This is a genomic window from Brevundimonas nasdae (assembly GCF_019395145.1).
Taxonomy (GTDB): Bacteria; Pseudomonadota; Alphaproteobacteria; order Caulobacterales; family Caulobacteraceae; genus Brevundimonas; species Brevundimonas nasdae.
On sequence record NZ_CP080034.1, the window covers coordinates 3,673,143 to 3,689,216 of the forward strand.

21 protein-coding genes are annotated in these 16,074 nt (G+C 68.1%); 13 read left to right on the forward strand and 8 right to left on the reverse strand.

The genetic code is table 11. From position 1 onward, the window contains the following. Window positions 1-29: 29 nt before the first annotated feature. The 4 genes from KWG56_RS17860 to KWG56_RS17875 are packed head-to-tail and all read left to right on the forward strand — an operon-like array spanning window position 30 to window position 2,158. Window positions 30-386: a DMT family protein gene (locus KWG56_RS17860; RefSeq protein WP_201100039.1), complete on the forward strand. Its 357-nt coding sequence runs from the start codon at window positions 30-32 to the stop codon at window positions 384-386. Window positions 387-428: 42 nt separating this feature from the next. Continuing rightward, entirely contained in the window at window positions 429-773 is a 345-nt protein-coding gene (locus tag KWG56_RS17865) for a DMT family transporter (RefSeq protein ID WP_219353165.1), read from the forward strand. Continuing rightward, window positions 770-1,570 carry a bifunctional hydroxymethylpyrimidine kinase/phosphomethylpyrimidine kinase gene (gene thiD / locus KWG56_RS17870; RefSeq protein WP_219353166.1) on the forward strand — a complete coding sequence of 267 codons (801 nt, stop codon included), beginning with the start codon at window positions 770-772 and terminating at the stop codon, window positions 1,568-1,570. The genes KWG56_RS17865 and thiD overlap by 4 nt, the downstream gene beginning before the upstream one ends. A gap of 3 nt (window positions 1,571-1,573) precedes the next feature. Continuing rightward, window positions 1,574-2,158, forward strand: a complete 585-nt coding sequence (locus KWG56_RS17875; RefSeq protein WP_219353167.1) for a nucleotidyltransferase family protein — start codon at window positions 1,574-1,576, stop codon at window positions 2,156-2,158. Between the two features lie 21 nt (window positions 2,159-2,179). On the opposite strand, the gene KWG56_RS17880 is transcribed toward KWG56_RS17875, so the two are convergent. Further along, entirely contained in the window at window positions 2,180-2,575 is a 396-nt protein-coding gene (locus tag KWG56_RS17880) for a DUF983 domain-containing protein (protein WP_219353168.1), read from the reverse strand. Between the two features lie 172 nt (window positions 2,576-2,747). Between KWG56_RS17880 and KWG56_RS17885 the strand changes: the two genes are divergently transcribed. Then, a complete protein-coding gene (locus KWG56_RS17885) occupies window positions 2,748-5,588 on the forward strand; it encodes a tetratricopeptide repeat protein (RefSeq protein WP_244999571.1) in 2,841 nt (946 codons plus the stop codon). 36 nt (window positions 5,589-5,624) lie between these two features. On the opposite strand, the gene KWG56_RS17890 is transcribed toward KWG56_RS17885, so the two are convergent. The 3 genes from KWG56_RS17890 to KWG56_RS17900 form a co-directional block, all read right to left on the reverse strand. Further along, complete coding sequence (locus KWG56_RS17890) at window positions 5,625-5,903, reverse strand: HU family DNA-binding protein (RefSeq protein WP_008263548.1); 279 nt, start codon at window positions 5,901-5,903, stop codon at window positions 5,625-5,627. Between the two features lie 114 nt (window positions 5,904-6,017). Beyond that, complete coding sequence (gene fliP / locus KWG56_RS17895; protein WP_219353169.1) at window positions 6,018-6,854, reverse strand: flagellar type III secretion system pore protein FliP; 837 nt, start codon at window positions 6,852-6,854, stop codon at window positions 6,018-6,020. Window positions 6,855-6,859: 5 nt separating this feature from the next. Further along, window positions 6,860-7,135: a FliO/MopB family protein gene (locus tag KWG56_RS17900; protein ID WP_201100044.1), complete on the reverse strand. Its 276-nt coding sequence runs from the start codon at window positions 7,133-7,135 to the stop codon at window positions 6,860-6,862. A 141-nt stretch (window positions 7,136-7,276) separates the two neighbouring features. Here KWG56_RS17900 and KWG56_RS17905 point away from each other — a divergent pair, with 141 nt between their 5' ends. From KWG56_RS17905 to fliE, 3 genes are read left to right on the forward strand one after another with little or no spacing between them, the layout of a single operon-like run. Further along, entirely contained in the window at window positions 7,277-7,690 is a 414-nt protein-coding gene (locus tag KWG56_RS17905; protein WP_201100045.1) for a flagellar basal body rod protein FlgB, read from the forward strand. Window positions 7,691-7,701: 11 nt separating this feature from the next. Then, window positions 7,702-8,121: a flagellar basal body rod protein FlgC gene (flgC, locus tag KWG56_RS17910; RefSeq protein WP_370874346.1), complete on the forward strand. Its 420-nt coding sequence runs from the start codon at window positions 7,702-7,704 to the stop codon at window positions 8,119-8,121. Between the two features lie 14 nt (window positions 8,122-8,135). After that, the gene (gene fliE / locus KWG56_RS17915) at window positions 8,136-8,444 is read left to right on the forward strand and encodes a flagellar hook-basal body complex protein FliE (protein WP_201100046.1); all 309 of its coding nucleotides are present in this window, start codon (window positions 8,136-8,138) and stop codon (window positions 8,442-8,444) included. Window positions 8,445-8,460: 16 nt separating this feature from the next. On the opposite strand, the gene KWG56_RS17920 is transcribed toward fliE, so the two are convergent. Then, window positions 8,461-9,270 carry a metallophosphoesterase family protein gene (locus KWG56_RS17920; RefSeq protein ID WP_219353170.1) on the reverse strand — a complete coding sequence of 270 codons (810 nt, stop codon included), beginning with the start codon at window positions 9,268-9,270 and terminating at the stop codon, window positions 8,461-8,463. Window positions 9,271-9,316: 46 nt separating this feature from the next. Continuing rightward, a complete protein-coding gene (locus KWG56_RS17925; protein WP_201100048.1) occupies window positions 9,317-9,919 on the reverse strand; it encodes a polysaccharide biosynthesis/export family protein in 603 nt (200 codons plus the stop codon). 296 nt (window positions 9,920-10,215) lie between these two features. Between KWG56_RS17925 and KWG56_RS17930 the strand changes: the two genes are divergently transcribed. Together KWG56_RS17930 and KWG56_RS17935 are read left to right on the forward strand one after the other, a co-directional pair. Continuing rightward, entirely contained in the window at window positions 10,216-10,800 is a 585-nt protein-coding gene (locus tag KWG56_RS17930; RefSeq protein ID WP_219353171.1) for a hypothetical protein, read from the forward strand. Between the two features lie 158 nt (window positions 10,801-10,958). Continuing rightward, complete coding sequence (locus KWG56_RS17935; RefSeq protein WP_219353172.1) at window positions 10,959-12,089, forward strand: cell wall hydrolase; 1,131 nt, start codon at window positions 10,959-10,961, stop codon at window positions 12,087-12,089. Here the strand turns inward: KWG56_RS17935 and KWG56_RS17940 are convergent. After that, window positions 12,086-12,985 carry an SDR family oxidoreductase gene (locus KWG56_RS17940; RefSeq protein WP_219353173.1) on the reverse strand — a complete coding sequence of 300 codons (900 nt, stop codon included), beginning with the start codon at window positions 12,983-12,985 and terminating at the stop codon, window positions 12,086-12,088. The genes KWG56_RS17935 and KWG56_RS17940 overlap by 4 nt on opposite strands. A 97-nt stretch (window positions 12,986-13,082) precedes the next feature. Here KWG56_RS17940 and KWG56_RS17945 point away from each other — a divergent pair, with 97 nt between their 5' ends. Together KWG56_RS17945 and KWG56_RS17950 are read left to right on the forward strand one after the other, a co-directional pair. Further along, window positions 13,083-13,931, forward strand: coding sequence for a helix-turn-helix transcriptional regulator (locus KWG56_RS17945; RefSeq protein WP_219353174.1), 849 nt, complete (start codon window positions 13,083-13,085; stop codon window positions 13,929-13,931). A gap of 9 nt (window positions 13,932-13,940) precedes the next feature. Continuing rightward, complete coding sequence (locus KWG56_RS17950) at window positions 13,941-14,414, forward strand: cysteine hydrolase family protein (RefSeq protein ID WP_219353175.1); 474 nt, start codon at window positions 13,941-13,943, stop codon at window positions 14,412-14,414. A 6-nt stretch (window positions 14,415-14,420) separates the two neighbouring features. Here the strand turns inward: KWG56_RS17950 and KWG56_RS17955 are convergent, their stop codons facing one another. Then, complete coding sequence (locus KWG56_RS17955; RefSeq protein ID WP_308384620.1) at window positions 14,421-15,335, reverse strand: LysR family transcriptional regulator ArgP; 915 nt, start codon at window positions 15,333-15,335, stop codon at window positions 14,421-14,423. A 60-nt stretch (window positions 15,336-15,395) separates the two neighbouring features. Here KWG56_RS17955 and KWG56_RS17960 point away from each other — a divergent pair, with 60 nt between their 5' ends. Then, on the forward strand, window positions 15,396-16,016 hold the full coding sequence (locus KWG56_RS17960; RefSeq protein ID WP_244999572.1) for a LysE/ArgO family amino acid transporter: 621 nt from the start codon (window positions 15,396-15,398) through the stop codon (window positions 16,014-16,016). The last annotated feature ends 58 nt before the right edge of the window (window positions 16,017-16,074 follow it).

Sequence of the window (16,074 nt, forward strand, 5' to 3'; positions counted from 1 at the left end):
GGTCAGGCAACAACCAACGGCCGCCGTTCATGAACCTGGGTTCCTATATCGCCCCCATCCTGATGCTGTGCCTGTCGAACGTCTTCATGACCTTCGCCTGGTATGGCCATCTGAAGTTCGACCACAAGCCGATGTGGCTGCTGGTCATGGCCAGCTGGGGCATCGCCTTTTTCGAATACTGGCTGGCGGTTCCGGCCAACCGCATCGGCATCCACGTCTATTCGCCCGCCGAGCTGAAGACGATGCAGGAGGTGATCACCCTGCTGGTCTTCGCCGGGTTTTCGGTCCTGTATCTGGGCGAGAAGCTGACGATCAATCATCTGGTCGGGTTCGCCTTCATCGGCCTGGGGGCCTTCTTCATCTTCAAGGGGCCGCTGGGGGCGTGAACCGCCTTGCCCTCGGGGACGGGCTGGGCCATCTGACCCCTCATGTCCTGGGTCATGTCGATCAATCCGTGGGTGACGCTGGTCGTCGCCGGTCTGTTGGAGGTTCTGTGGGCCTCGGGCCTCAAGAACGTCAGCCTGCAAAGGCCCCTGACGTCGCTGGGGGTGCTGATCGCCCTGGCCAGCAGCATGATCCTGTTGTGGGTGGCGACGCAGAAACTGCCGATCGGCACCGCCTATGCGATCTGGACCGGCATCGGCGCCGTGGGCGCGGCGCTGGTCGGCATCCTGTTCTACAATGAGCCGGCGACGGCGGTGCGGGCGGTCTGCATCCTGCTGATCGTGTCGGGCATCGCCGGGCTGAAGCTGTTTTCGGGAGCGGCCGCATGAGCGCCCTTCATCAAGGCCGGGTCCTGATTCTGGCTGGCTCTGACTCGGGCGGCGGGGCTGGAATCCAGGCCGACATCAAGGCCGTGACCATGATGGGCGGATACGCCGCCACCGCCATCACCGCCATCACCATCCAGAACACCCTGGGCGTCCACGGCGTCCATCCGCTGCCGCTGGATGTCATCACCGCACAGGCCCGCGCCGTGCTGGACGACATCGGCACCGACGCCTTCAAGACCGGAATGCTGGGTTCGGTCGAGGTGGTCGAGACCGTCGCCGCCCTGCTGGACACCGCCGACGCCCCCGCCGTGGTCGATCCCGTCATGGTGGCCAAGGGCGGCCATCCCCTGCTGCCTGATCTGGCCGTCGAGGCGGTCAAGGCGCTGATGATCCCGCGCGCGGCGCTGCTGACCCCCAATGCGCCCGAGGCCGAGGCCCTGACCGGGTTCGCGGTCCATGATCTGGACGGTCAGCGCCGCGCCGGCGAGGCCCTGCTGGCGATGGGCGCGCGGGCGGTGCTGATGAAGGGCGGCCATGTGCCGGGCGTGACGGTGATCGACCTGTTGATGACCACGGACGGCGAGACGGTGCTGGAATCCGAGCGGATCGACACCCGCCACACCCACGGCACCGGCTGCACCCTGGCCAGCGCCTGCGCCGCCGGTCTGGCGCTGGGCCGTCCGCTGGAGGTCGCGGTCGCCGAGGCCTGGGCCTATGTCGCCGAGGCCATCCGTCGTGCGCCCGGTCTGGGCGGCGGCCACGGCCCGCTGGACCACGCCTGGCCGGTGCGGGGCTGAACCATGACGACGACGAATCTTGAGGCGCGGCTGGTCGAGGTCGTGCGCGCCGACCCCAATCTGATGCACGTCCTGACCACGGTGCGGGCGCTGGACCTGCCCGATTGGCGGCTGGTGTCAGGCGCCGTCTATCAGGCGGTCTGGAACGCCCAGACGGGCCGCGCGGCGGGCTATGGGGTCAAGGACTATGACCTGGCCTATTTCGACGCCTCGGACGTGTCGTATGAGGCCGAGGACGAGGTCATCAAACGCGTCGCCGCCGCCTTTGACGAGCCGTTCCGCAGTCAGGCCGAGGTCCGTAATCAGGCGCGGGTGCATCTGTGGTTCGAGAACCGTTTCGGCGAGCCTTACGACGCCCTGACCTCGACCGATCAGGCGCTGAGCCGGTTCGTCGCCCCGACCTTTGCCATCGGTGTGCGGCTGGAGGCGGATGACGCCATCACCGTCGCCGCGCCGTTCGGGCTGGAGGACGTCTTCTCCATGACCATCCGGCCCAATCCGCTGCGCCCGCTGGCCAAGGGCTGGGCCAAGACCATCGCCAATGCGCGCGGACGCTGGCCGGAACTGACGGTGGTGGAGCCGATCTGACGGCCTAAACTGCGATGCGGCCTAGTAAGGGCCGTGCTTGCCGTTGGAGGAGAACTCCGGCGGGGCGGCCTTGTGGATGAACTGTTCGGCGACCAGCCAGGCCTTGAACGGCCGCAGGCAGCCCAGGCACATGGCGACCAGCAGGGGCAGGGTCACGACCGCATGGACCCAGATCGGCGGGTGGACCGTGAACTCGAACGCCATCAGCAGGATCATGCCGATGATCCCCACCGCCGACATGACGAAGAAGGCCGGGCCATCCGCCGGGTCGGCGAAGGCGTAGCTGAGGCCGCACTCGGGGCATTCCGCGCGCAGGGTCAGGTAGCCCTTAAACAGCGGGCCCTTGCCGCAGCGGGGGCAACGGCAGGCGAGGCCTGTCTTGACGGTGCTGAGCGGGGGATATTGCGGATTGGCCATGGGGCAACCCTATCCGCTTGCGTCGGGTCTGTCGCGTGGACGGTTTGTCCATGGACGAACACTGTTTCAGTCCGGGACAAATGACGGTCTGGCCGACCGCCGATTAACCGTGACGAAAGGGCTTTGGCGGCATAGCTGGCGGGTAATGTCAGGGCCGTCGCCGACCACGCGCATGCTGAAGACGACCGTGGCGGCCGCTGCGGCGGGCGCTGTCGCGTTCGCGCCGCTGGCCCCCCTGGCGCAGGAGGCCGGCCGCAGCCGCGACCCGCTGTCCATCTCCATCGGCCAGAACAGCGGCTTCACACGCGTCGAGTTCGGCGGCGTGATCGGCCTGCGCAGCCAGGTGCGGCGCGACGGGGACAGGCTGTATGTCCGCCTGGGGGTTTCGGCGGCGCCCGATGTGTCGCGCCTGCGCGTCGATCCGCCGCAGGGGGTGACGTCGGTCGAGACGCGGATGGCGCGCGGCGGCGGCACCGATCTGATCCTGACCCTGGCCGAGGGCGCCGACTATCGCTCGGGCGTCGCCGACGGGGTCGTGTGGCTGAACCTCTATGCGCCCGGCAAGGCGCCTGAGCGGGCGGCCGAGACGGTCGCTCGGGCCAACGCCGTTGTGCCGGTGCGCGCCGAAACGTCGGCGGACAAGACTGTCCTGACCTTCCAGTGGGGCGCGCCGGTCGGGGCCGCCGTCTTCCGTCGGGGCGAGGCCGTCTGGGTGGTGTTCGACACCGCCGCCAAACTGGACCTGAACGGCGCCCTGAGGGGCGGCAAGGCCTCTGGACCTGCAAGCGGCGCCCGATGGGCCGCCGGGCCCGGCTATACGGCGCTGCGCATCGCCGCGCCCGGCGACCTGTCCGTTTCGGCTCAGGGGCAGGGCGGGACATGGACCGTCTCCATCGGCGGGAACGGCGCGGGCGGATCGGGCGTGGAGGTCGATCGTTCCGACGACGGGGCCTCGACCCTGGTGGCGCGCATGGCCGGGGCGACCAAGACGGTCTGGCTGACCGATCCGCTGGTCGGCGACCGTTTCGCCGCCGTGACGGCCCTGGCCCCCGGCAAGGGCATGGCCGAGCGCCGGTCCACCGTCGACCTGACCCTGCTGCCCACCGCCCAGGGGCTGGCCATCGAGACGGCGACCGATGACCTGAAGGTGGATGCGGCAGGCGATCTGGTCACGCTGAGCCGACCGCGCGGCCTGACTTTGTCGCCGCCCTCGGCCCTGCTGCAGGCGGCGGGGTCTCTGGTCGATGCGCCGCCCAAGGCCAATGATCCGGCCCTGATCCTGGCCGACTGGGCCGCCGTCGGGGCGGCGGGCTTCTCGGACCGCTACCAGCGGCTTCAGGACGAGGCCATGGCCGAGGCGGCGGCGTCGGACGACAATCCGCGCGCGCCCATCGCCGCGCGCGTGGCCTTCGCCCGGTTCCTGGTCGGGTCGGGTCTGAACTACGAAGCCATCGGCGTGCTGAACGGAATCATCGCCAAGTCGCCCAGCATGCAGGGCGAGCCGGAGGTGCGGGGCCTGCGCGGCGCCGCCCGCGTCGGCGTCGGGCGCCTGGAGGAGGCCCAGGCCGATTTCGCCATCGGCGCCCTGGCCAACGACCCCGCCGCCAAGGTTTGGCAGGGCTATATCGCCGCCGAACAGGGCGACTGGGAGGGCGCGCGCCGCGCCTTCGCCGCCGGGGCGTCGGTGGTCGATCAGTTCCCCAAGGAATGGCGCGCCCGTTTCGGCGCCGCCCACGCCATGGCCGCCGTGCAGACGGGCGACCTGCCCGCCGCGCGACAACTGCTGGCCTATGTCTTCAGCCAGAACGCCCCTGCCGCCGACCAGTTGACGGCGCGGCTGGTGCAGGCCCGCCTGTTCGAGCTGAGCGGCGACAAGGATCGGGCGCTGGCGATCTACAAGGCTGTGGCGCGGGCGCCGCTGGACGGCATCGCCACCCCGGCCAAACTGGGCGCCATCTCGCTGGAGCTGGAGCGGGGCGCCCTGACCCCGGACAAGGCGGCGCAGCGGCTGGAGCAGTTGAAATGGCGCTGGCGCGGCGATGCGACCGAGTTGTCGGTGATCCGCAAGCTGTCGGACATCTATCTGCAGCAGGGCCGCTATCGCGAGGCGCTGGAGGCACTGCGCGGCGCGGGCAAGCGGATGGCGGGCGTGCCCGGCGCGGCGGAGGTCCAGGCCGACCAGTCCAACGCCTTCCGCGCCCTGTTCCTGGAAGGCGCCGCCGACGGGCTGCAGCCGGTTCAGGCCCTGGCGCTGTTCTATGATTTCCGCGAACTGACGCCCATCGGCGCGGACGGCGATGAGATGGTGCGGCGTCTGTCGCGCCGCCTGATCGATGTCGACCTGCTGGATCAGGCCGCCGAACTGCTGAAACACCAGGTGGACGAGCGTCTGGACGGCGTGGCCAAGGCCCAGGTCGCCACCAATCTGGCCACCGTCTATCTGATGAACCGCCAGCCGGAGAAGGCGCTGCAGGCCATCTGGGGCTCGCGCACCACGCTTCTGCCCGCCGCCATGAACAGCGAGCGCCGGGCGCTGGAGGCCCGCGCCCTGATGGACCTGGGACGGTTTGATCACGCCATGGAGGTGCTGGACCGCGACCAGTCGCCGCCCGCGCGCGAGGTTCGCGCCGATGTGCTGTGGAAACAGCAGAAATGGACCGAGGCGGCGCAGCAGTACGAGGGGCGTCTGGGCGACCGCTACAAGACGCCTGGAACGCCGCTGAGCCCGTCAGAGGAGGGGTGGCTGATCCGGGCGGGCGTCGGCTATTCGCTGAGCAGCAACCGCGCGGCCCTGACGCGTCTGCAGGGTCAGTATTCGCCCTTCATCGCGGGCGCACGTTCCGCCAACGCCATGCGGGTGGCGCTGGACGACAGCCTGTCCGGTGTGGCCGGGACGAGCGATTTCGCGGGCCTGACCGCGGGCGCCGACACCTTCGTCGGCTGGGTGACGGCGGCCAAACAGGACTTCCGAAAGGAAACGGGCGGAGATCGCCCCGCGACCCCCGCCCGTTAAATCAGCGCTATTAATCCCGGATGGGATCAAGAAGGCTTAGCCGTTGACGGCGTCCTTCAGGGGCTTGGAGACGCGGAAGCGCACAGCCTTGGAAGCCGCGATCTTGATGGTCGCGCCCGTCGCCGGGTTGCGGCCTTCACGCTCGGCGCGTGCAGCGGTGTCGAAGACGCCCAGGTTCGAGATGCGGACATCGCCGCCGGCCTTCAGGCTGGCGTGGATGTTTTCGACGATGGCGGTCAGCACCTTGCCTGCGTCGGCCTGCGAGACACCGGCGTCTTTGGCGACGGCGGCGATCAGTTCGGCTTGAGTGGTCATAGGGGTCGTTTCCAGTGTTAGTCGCCCGATTCAGGGCGAGGACTAAGGGATCAACACGGAAATCGGGGGGCATTGCAAGCGCCGAAAACGCTGAAAGCCTTACAGGGCGGGGGATTATCCGGTTCCGGACCCTCTCTGGAAGCTCTCGACCAGGCTTCCGGCCACCAGTCTCCAGCCGTCCACCAGCACGAAGAAGATCAGTTTGAACGGCAGGGATACAACCACTGGAGGCAGCATCATCATGCCCATGGACATCAGCACGCTGGCCACCACCAGATCGATCACAAGGAACGGAACGAAAAGGAGAAATCCTATTTCGAACGCCTTCTTCAACTCGCTGATCATGAAGGCCGGCGTGACGACCCGAAGTGGCAAGTCCTGCAGGTTCGGGGTCGGCTGGACCTGGCTCAAACGGGTGAACAGGGCCAGGTCCGCGCGGTCCACCTGACCCAGCATGAAAGTCTTCACAGGTTCCGACGCCTGATCGAAGGCCTGGGGCAGTTCGATCTGCTGATCCATCAGCGGACGGATGCCCGAATCATAGGCGTCCTGCCAGGTCGGGGCCATGACGATGGCGCTCAGGAACAGCGAAAGCGAGATCAGAACGGCGTTCGGGGGCGACTGCTGCAGGCCCAGCGCCGTGCGCAGCAGCGACAGAACCACAACGATGCGCACGAAGCTGGTGGTCATGATGACGATGGACGGGGCCAGCGACAGCACCGTCATCAGCCCGACCAGCTGGACGACGCGCTGGGTCAGGCCCGCGCCGTTGCCCAGGTCGATATTGATGGCCGAACCGCCCTGGGCCGCCTGCTGGGCCAGGGCCGCCACGGGCCAGGCCAGACAGACCAGGGTGGTGAACAGCGACAGAATGGCGGCGCGTTTCAGCTCCGCGCCCGTGGGCGTGGCGAAGAGGCTCTCCCTCCCGCCGCGGGGGAGACGTCTGGGCAAGGATTTCACTGGATCGCTCCCGGCTGGCGGGGTTCGATCAGTTCGCGGCCTTCGCCCAGCAGGATCAGCCGCTCTTCGTCATCGACCCGCACCAGAACCAGACGCCGCGCCGGGTCCAGAACCAGGGTCTCGACCACCTGCAGCCGCCGGGCGCCTTTTTCGGCGCTGAGACGGGCCATCAGCTTGGGCGCATAGCGACGCGCGGCCCAGGCGGCGACGCCGATCAGACCGAGTGTGAAGGCCAGGCCGAAGACGGCACGGGCAAGATCGAGGAAATTCATACGCTTATGGCCCCGCGCGGTCGGCGCTGTCCCATAAGTCTTAACCACCACGGTTAACGAGCCGTTGAGATAACGGCCTATTAACCATGCACGCGGCATTTTCTGCCCATCGCGCGCATCCGCGTTGCACGGGAGACCGCCATGGGCGTCGCCGACATACCTCTGCTGGGCCAGATCAAGGGCCGTCTGGGCTGGCTGGACGAGCGCCAGCGCCTGATCGCGGAGAACGTGGCCAACTCGGACACGCCTGGCTTCGTCGGGCGTGACCTGAAGATGCCGACCGACTTCGCCGCAGCCATGCGCTCGCGCGGCGGCGGCGCGGTGCAGATGGAGCGCGCCAGCGGCGCCCATTTCACGCCGCCGGGATCGGGCTATCGGTTCGAGACGACCAAGTCGCCGGATTCGGAAACCACGATGGACGGCAACTCGGTCGTGGTCGAAGAGCAGATGCTGAAGATGGCCGAGAGCCGCATGGCCTATGACGCGGCCATCGGCTTCTATCAGAAGTCCATGTCGATGATTCGCCTGGCGGCCAAGAAGCCCGGCGCGGGCTGAGGAACTGATCCATGCCTGATCCCATTCCGCCCTCGAACAGCGCCATGGCCGTCGCGGCTTCGGCGCTCAAGGCGCAGCAGTCGCGGATGCGCGTCATCGCCGAGAACATCGCCAACGCCCAGTCGACGGCCCGCACGCCGGGCGGCGAGCCGTACCGCCGTCAGATCCCCGTCTTCCAGCCGCGTGAAGTCGACGGCGCCACGGGCGTGGCCCTGGCCGAGGTTCGCCCCGATCAAGGCGACTTCAAGATGGACTATGATCCGTCGCACCCGGCGGCGAACGCCCAGGGCTATGTCCTGCGGCCCAATGTCGACACCCTGGTCGAGGCGATGGACATGCGCGAGGCGCAGCGGGCCTATGAGGCCAATCTGAACGTCATCGAGACGGCGCGGTCGATGGACGCCCGCACCCTCGACATCATCAAGCGCTGAGGAGGGCTTAAGTCATGAACCCCATGATGGCCGCCCGCGCCTACGCCGCCGTTCAGGGCGTCGCCATGCCCACCGCGCCCGCCGCCCAGGCGCCTGGCGTCGGCGACGGCGGCTTCGCCGACCTGGTCAAAAACGCCATGACCGACATGGCCCAGCAGTCGAAGGCGGCGGAAACCCAGATGGCCAGCTCCATTCAGGGGCAGGGCAATCTGATCGACGTGGTCACGGCGCTGAGTTCGGCCGAGGCTTCGCTGGAAACCGTCATCTCGGTCCGCGATCAGGTGATCTCGGCCTATAAGGAAATCATGGCGATGCCGCTGTAGGGCGGCCTCGTCCGCCTTACAGCGGGTGGCGGCTGATCGTCACCTTGGAGCGCCCGCCCGCCGTCTGCATCAGTTCGCGCGCGGTTCCTTCCAGGCGCAGGCCCGTCAGCACGCCGGTCGCATAGGCGCCGGTGTCCACCCCGATGCGGCGATAGTCGGCGTGAACCGCCTCTGACGGCGTATGGCCGTGAACCACCACGCGATCGAACGGTTCGGGGTTCTCCAGAAAGGCCTGACGCACCCACATCAGCTGGCGCGGGTCCTGCTGGTCCAGCGGCACGCCCGGCTCGGCCCCGGCGTGGGCGAAGAAATAGTCGCCGATGGAGACGCTGTACTGCAGGCCGTTCAGGAAGGCGCGCTGGCGGTCGCCGACGGCGGCGTTCAGCGCCTCGCAGGCTGCGGTCCAGCCCTCGGCGTCGGTCTTCAGCATCGGCGGAATGACGCCATAGGACAGCAGGGCTTCGCGTCCGCCATAGTCGCACCAGCCCGGCCCCAGCTCCGGGTCGGTCAGGAAGGCCTCCATGCGCTCTTCGTGATTGCCGCGCAGGAAATGGGTCTCGATCAGGCCCTCGGCCTTGATGGCGGCCAGGCGGTCGATGACGCCCTTCGAATCCGGTCCCCGGTCGATGTAGTCGCCCAGGAAGACGATGACCTTTCGCCGCGCAGGCGAGCGGACCAGGTCCTCGATCATCGCATCCGCCAGCGGCTCCAGCAGATCCAGACGTCCATGCACGTCGCCGACGGCCCAGACGACGGTGTCGTCCGGGATCGCGGCGGTGCGCGCAGGCGCGGCCTTTGGGCGGGATTTGAACAGCTTGCCGAACATCAGGCCTTGATCAGCGGTCTGGCGACGCTTGGCAAGCGTCGTCTCATCAGAAGAAGCGTTCGCCGATGCGGATGGTGTCGCCCGGCGCCACCTGGGTGGCGGTGGTCAGCGGGAAGGCCTGTTCGCCCACGCCGTCCGCGCGCTTGATGTAAACCACGCGGGTGTTGGCGCGGTACGAGAAGCCCTCGGCCGTCGCCACGGCGTTCAGCACCGTCAGATTGTTGGTGTACGGATATTCGCCCGGCTTCTTCACTTCGCCCAGGATGTAGAAGGGGCGATAGTTCAGCACTTCGGCGGAAACGCGCGGCTCGTTGATATAGCCCTGACGCAGAGCCTGGGCGATTTCTTCCTGGAACTGGCCGATGGTCAGGCCGGCGGCCTGGACTTCGCCGATCAGGGGCAGGGAGACCTTGCCGCTGCCGCCGACGATGAACTCGCCGGTCAGGGCTTCTTCGCCGAAGACGTTGACGCGGACCTTGTCTGCGGCGCCCAGGCGATACTCCGGCACCGAACGGACGGCGACGGGCTCATCGCCCGACGGAGCGATGATGGCCGCCAGGGATTCGGCGCCCGCCGGCGACGAGGCGCAGCCGGACACGCCGACAACCAGCATCAGGCCCACAAGCCCTGCGCGCAACCAATTCAGCATTTGTAGCTGTCCCCGATCGAAACTTGGCCTTTCTATAGCGTAAGGTGAAGTCCATTTCCAAGTCATCGATGACTGCAGCGCAGCATTGGGGGCGCGGCGGCGATTACGGCCCGATCTTCAGGCGCGGTCTGTCAGTCATTCGCCCCTGGATGAAAAGCGCCTGTACGGATGATCGCAGATTTTGCGTTGCGGGCGCGCGGACTGTAAGCGGTGCAGGCGCAGGTCCGCCGCTTCGATGTTCGAATGCGTCGGATCAGCGCATGAGGACGCTGCGGCGTCGGCGGGGAGCATCTTTCATGAAGCCTAGCGTCGTCTATGGACTGAAGCTCAGCGCCGCTGCTGTTCTGGCGGGCGCCTGCGTCCTGTCGGCAGGGGCGGCCGCCCTGACGCTGGGCGGCGGGTCCGAGCTGATGGATCTGGCGGGCCTGCATGAGAACCGGGCCGAGGCCCTGCTGGCGGAAAGTCCGTCGAACACAGAGGCCGCCGTCGCCGAAACCAAGGCCGCACTGGCTCAGGCGCCGATGAACGCAGCGGCCTGGGCGCGGCTGGCCTATATCGACCGCAGCCGCTCGACCGTCATGACCCCGGCGGCGCTGGACAATCTTGAGCGGTCCTATGCGGTGGCGCCCTATGGGCCGGACATCAGCCGCTGGCGCGTGCGCTATATGTTCGAACACTGGTCGGAGCTGACGCCGTCGCTGCGCACCCAGGCGTCGGACGAACTGCGTGTCCTGTCGCGCTATCGCGGCGGAGTGGCCCGTGACACGATCCGCACCATCGAGAACCCCTCTGGTCGTCTGGCCGCCGAGATGATCCGTCGGCTGGGACAGGGCGACGCCCGACGCGATCGCGAAGCCCGCGAGGCGGCTGAGGCCGCCTGATCTCAAAGGCGATCTGCACGTCCTTGCTCGTCAATGGGTGTGGCTCCAGCACCACCGTAGCGGTTCAGACGCCCGTCGTTTCTCGCGGGGGCGGTATTTGCTGCAACGATGTGATATGCGCCCTGTTGAAAACTAGCTGGGCTGTATTCGAGGGGCGCATGACGACGAACGAGGACGTGATCCTGACAGGCTCGACCTTTGTCGATCGCATCCGTGTCGTCGCTCGCCGGCTGGGCGCCCGCATGGCGTTCAGCGAGCTCACGCCCATGCTGGTCTCGCTGCTGGGCGTATTGTTCATCCTGTCCCTGTCCGGCGCCGTGCTTCTGACCCAGCGTCTGGAGGAGTTGGCCGGTCAGTCGGCCCAGACCATCGGCTTGCCGGCGTCGGTCCCCATGGTCCAGCAGCGCACGTTGGAGTTCACCCTGTCCCCGGATGAGGTGATGCCGATTTCGGAGGATGAGGCCCGCGCCTTCAACGCCGGACTGCCGTTCTCGACCCTGCCGATCCTGGCTGCAAAGCCCTTCATCATCCCGGCCGACCGGCTGGAGGACTACACCCGCGCCGTCGATTGCCTGGCCGCCGCCGTCTATTATGAGGCCGCCTCGGAAACGACCGAGGGTCAGGCCGCCGTGGCCCAGGTGGTGCTGAACCGCGTGCGTCACCCGGCCTATCCCAGCACGGTCTGCGGCGTGGTCTTCCAGGGTTCGGAGCGTCCGACCGGCTGCCAGTTCAGCTTCACCTGCGACGGCGCCATGAACCGGGTTCCCTCGATCGAGGGCTGGGCGCGGGCCAAGGCCGTGGCGTCGTCGGCCCTGAACGGCTCGGTCGCCGCGGGCGTGGGCATGGCGACCCACTACCACACCGACTATGTCGCGCCTTACTGGGCCGAGCGTCTGGTCAAGATGCGCCAGATCGGGGCGCACATCTTCTATCGCTGGGCCGGGACCTGGGGTCTGCCGGGCGCCTTCACCGTGCGTCATGGCGATGTGGAGCCGACCATCGCCCAGATGGCGGCCCTGTCCGCACCGCTGGAGGCGTTGGACCTGACGGCGGAGCTGCCGCTGCCGAGCGAGCCGATCGCGCCGATCATCCTGCGCGCGCCGCCGCCCGCCATCGTCGTCGTAGAACCGCACGAGGAGCACGCCGCCGCCGTCCACGCCGCCGCCGCCGCGCCGGTCGCCGCTCCGCCTGCGCCGCCGCCCGGCCCGACCATCATGGCCAGCCCCCTGACGCCGCCGCAGGCCGGTCAGCCCGAGCGTCGCCGCTCGCGCATCGCCACCCCCTTCTAGGATCGGCTTTCCCGCGCCAGCATCGCCTCGATATCGGCGATCAGGCCGGGTCCGGTCGGCGACCAGTCCAGTTCGCGCCGGGTGATGTCGCTGGAGGCCGACATCTCCTTGCCCGCGAAGGCGGCCAGATGTCCCAGACTTTGCGCCGCCTCGTCTGGCGACAACGAGACGACAGGCAGGCTCAGGCCCCGTCCGACCGTTGCGGCGATCTGGCGGAAGGGCAGGGCGTTCTCCGCCGTCGCATGATAACGGCGGCCGGCCTGGCCTTTCTCCAGCGCCAGCCGGTAAAGACGCGCCGCATCCCCGACATGGGCCGCCGACCAGTTGTTCAGCCCGCCGCCGACATAGGCGGACACGCCGGTGCGCCGCGCCAGTGCAACGACGTCGGACACCAGCCCCTGTCTGACGGTGTCGTGAATCTGCGACAGGCGCACGACGCGGACATTCACCCCGGCCTGCAGCAGCCGTTCGCCCGCCTGTTCCGAGGCCACGCGCGGATTGGGCGAGGCGGGGTCGAACTGATCCTCGCGGGCTGGGCGGTCGGACGTCAGCATTCCCATGGGCATCGCGGAGGTGATGATCAGCGGGCGGTCTGGCCCGGTCAACGCCTGACCCAGCGCCTCGATCACGCGGGCGTCCTTGCGGCAGTTCTCGGCGAACCGCGAGAAGTCGTGGTCGAAGGCGGTGTGGATCACGCCGTCGCATTGTCCGGCGCCCTGGCGCAAACTGTCCAGGTCGGCGATGTCGCCCCGGTGCGGCTCGGCCCCGGCATTTCGCAGCCGCTGTTCGCCTGCCTCAGACCGTGCAAGGCCCAGAACCTGATGCCCGGCCCTGAGCAGTTCCGGGACAATGGCCGAGCCGATGAAGCCGGTCGCGCCGGTCAGGAAGATACGCATGACTCTGAACTCCGATCTTGTCGGAGGTCAGGAAAGACCGCATTCTGATCCTGTTAAAGTCGTGACTTTATCCTATTATAATGACTGACAGGACCGCATGACCGATACGTCGGGGACGCCGCTGGGCGCCTATCTGCGCGACCGCCGCGCCCGGATCGATCCGGCGGCGCTGGGCCTGCCGATTGGGCGTCGTCGCACGCCGGGCCTGCGCCGCGAGGAGGTGGCGCAGCGCGCCAACATCAGCCCCACCTGGTACGCCTGGCTGGAGCAGGGGCGGGGCGGCGCGCCCTCCGCCGACGTGCTGAACCGGATCGCGGTCGGCCTGATGCTGACCGAGGCGGAGCGCGAGCATCTGTTCATGCTGGGTCTGGGCCGCCCGCCGCAGATCCGCTATCGCGCCGTGGAAGGCGTCACGCCCCGGCTGCAACGCCTGCTGGATGCGTTCGAGGTCAGTCCCGCCCTGATCAAGACGGCGACCTGGGACGTGGTGGCCTGGAACCGCGCCGCCGCCGCCGTCCTGACCGACTATGGGGCGCTGGCGCCGCGCGAACGCAACATTCTGAAGCTGATCTTCGGTCCATCCCGCAGCCGCACCGCCCCGGCCGATTGGCAGGACATGGCCCGCTTCGTCGTTGCGGCCTTCCGCGCCGATGCGGCCCGCGCCGGGGCCGTGTCCGAGGTCGCGGATCTGGTCGCCGAACTGTGCGCCTCAAGCCCTGAGTTCGAGGCCATGTGGTGCGATAACGAGGTCCGCATTCATGGCGAGGGGACCAAACGCCTGAACCATCCGCTGGCCGGGGAGATCATGCTGGAGTTCTCCAGCTTCGCCGTGGACGCCCGGCCGGACCTGGGCCTGATCGTCTATAATCCGATGACGCCGCAGGATGCCGAGCGGATACGGACGCTGTGTGGTCAGGCTTGCCAATCCGGCCGCGGCGCGCTGTAGGGACTGAGGATGCGCCAGGCCATCCTCATCATCGATGTTCAACCCAGTTTTTCGCCGCCCGAACCCCTGGTGCGCGACATTACGACCCTGGCCGCGACCCTGCCTTCGGTCGCCACGGTCGAGCGCCACGACGAGACGGTCACCCCGTTTGAGGCGCAGCTGGGATGGAAGCCAGGGGTGAGCGACGACAGTCTGGTTCCGGCCGACCGGGTCTTCGTCAAGCACGGCTATCTGCCGCCGCCCGAACTGATCACCCATCTGAAGACGCTGGACGTGGAGCGGGTGCTGGTCTGCGGCATCCAGGCGGACACCTGCGTGCTGGGGGCGGGTTATTGCCTGTTCGATGCGGGCCTCAGGCCGACGCTGCTGTCCTGGCTGACGGTCGGGTCGTCGCTGGACCGATCCGGCGAACTGGGCGCACGGCTGTGGGCGCACCATTTCGGCCCGGTGCTGCGCTCGCCCCAGGAACTGACGCTGGACTGAACGTCGTCACAGGGGAGCCAGCTGTTGCGTCGCCGCGTCGCGCACGGCCTGCGTCAACGCCGCGATCAGACGGCTGGACAGACGCGGGCGACGCCAGAACAGGGGGACGTCGACAAAGACGGCTGGGTCCAGATCGATCAGTTCGCCCTGCGCGATCAGGGGCGCGGCCAGCGGCTCCGGCGTCATCGACCAGGCCAGACCTGCCAGCGTCAGGTCCAGAAAGGCTTGCGTCGACGGCGCCTGATGGGTCGGCGCGGCGACAGGGGCCCCGAACTTCTGCGTCATCCAGCGATCTTGCAGCGCATCACGCGCATCGAAACGCAACACCGGCGCAAGGGCCAGCGTATCCGGCGTCACCCTGTGCGGGAAGTGGCGGGCGCAATAGGCCGCGCTGGCCGTCGCCCGATAGCGCAGGGCGCCCAGCGGCGTGGTGCGGCAGCCCTGAATGGCCTTTCCCGTGGTGGTGACGGCGGCCAGCACCTGACCCGTCCGCAGGCGTTCGGCGGTGTGGGCCTCATCGTCCAGGATCAGGTCCAGGGTGGCTGCGCCTGAGGATGCGAACCGAACCGCCGCCGCCGGGAACCAGGTCGCCAGACTGTCGGCGTTCAGGGCGATGCGAAGACTGGGCGGCCCGGCGTCCAGGGCTCCGCTCCAGCCCGGTTCGTCTGTCAGCAGGTCATGCTCCAGCAGGGCGACCTGATTGAAATGGGCGCACAGGCGCATGCCTGCCTCGGTCGCCGTGCAGGGCGACCCGCGCACGATCAGGGGCGCGCCCAGCCGTTCCTCCAAGCCCTTCACCCGCTGCGACACAGCCGAAGGCGTGACGGCCAGCGCCTGGGCGGCGGCGTCGAATGATCCGGTCCGGACGACGGCGGCGACAGCGGCTAGTGAAGGATAGTCCAGCAGTTTAGCGTTCCTAATGCAGCATTAGAGAAATGAGCTGTTCTTAATGCGCGTCTGGCCGATCTGCGCCAGATGACAATGACTGTTTTCTTGCAAGGCTTCGCCGTCGCCGCCCCGCTGATCATGGCTATCGGGGCGCAGAACCTGTTTGTGCTGAGACAGGGCGTTCTGCGCCAGCACGTCGTGCCGGTGGTGGTCTTCTGCGCCTTAATGGATGCAGTGCTGATTGCGGCGGGCGTCGGCGGGCTGGGTTCGCTGCTGGGGGCGGCGCCGATGTTGCGGGTGGCGATGGCGTTGGCGGGATCGGGGTTTCTGATCTGGTACGGCGTGGGCGCAGCCAGGCGGGCGGCCGCGCCGGGGGCGCTGGATCCGACGAAGGGCGAGGGGGCGTCCAGCCTTGCCGCCGCCCTGGCCCGCGCGGCGGCCTTCACCCTGTTGAACCCGCACGTCTATCTGGACACGGTGCTATTGATTGGATCGATCGGTGCGGCCCAGGCGACGGAGGCTCGCCCGGTCTTTGTTGCGGGCGCGGCCTTCGCCAGCGCGGTCTGGTTCACGGGGTTGGGCTTTGGCGCGCGACTGCTGGCGCCGATCCTGTCGCGGCCCAGAACCTGGCGGGTGATCGAGACCGTGGTCGCCGTCATGATGTTCGCCATCGCCGCCAAGCTGTTGTGGGGCGCGGGCGAGGTGTTGCTTTAGGTCTGATGTTCAGCCTGAAACCGTCATTCCGGGGCGTCCGTAGGACGAACCCGGAACC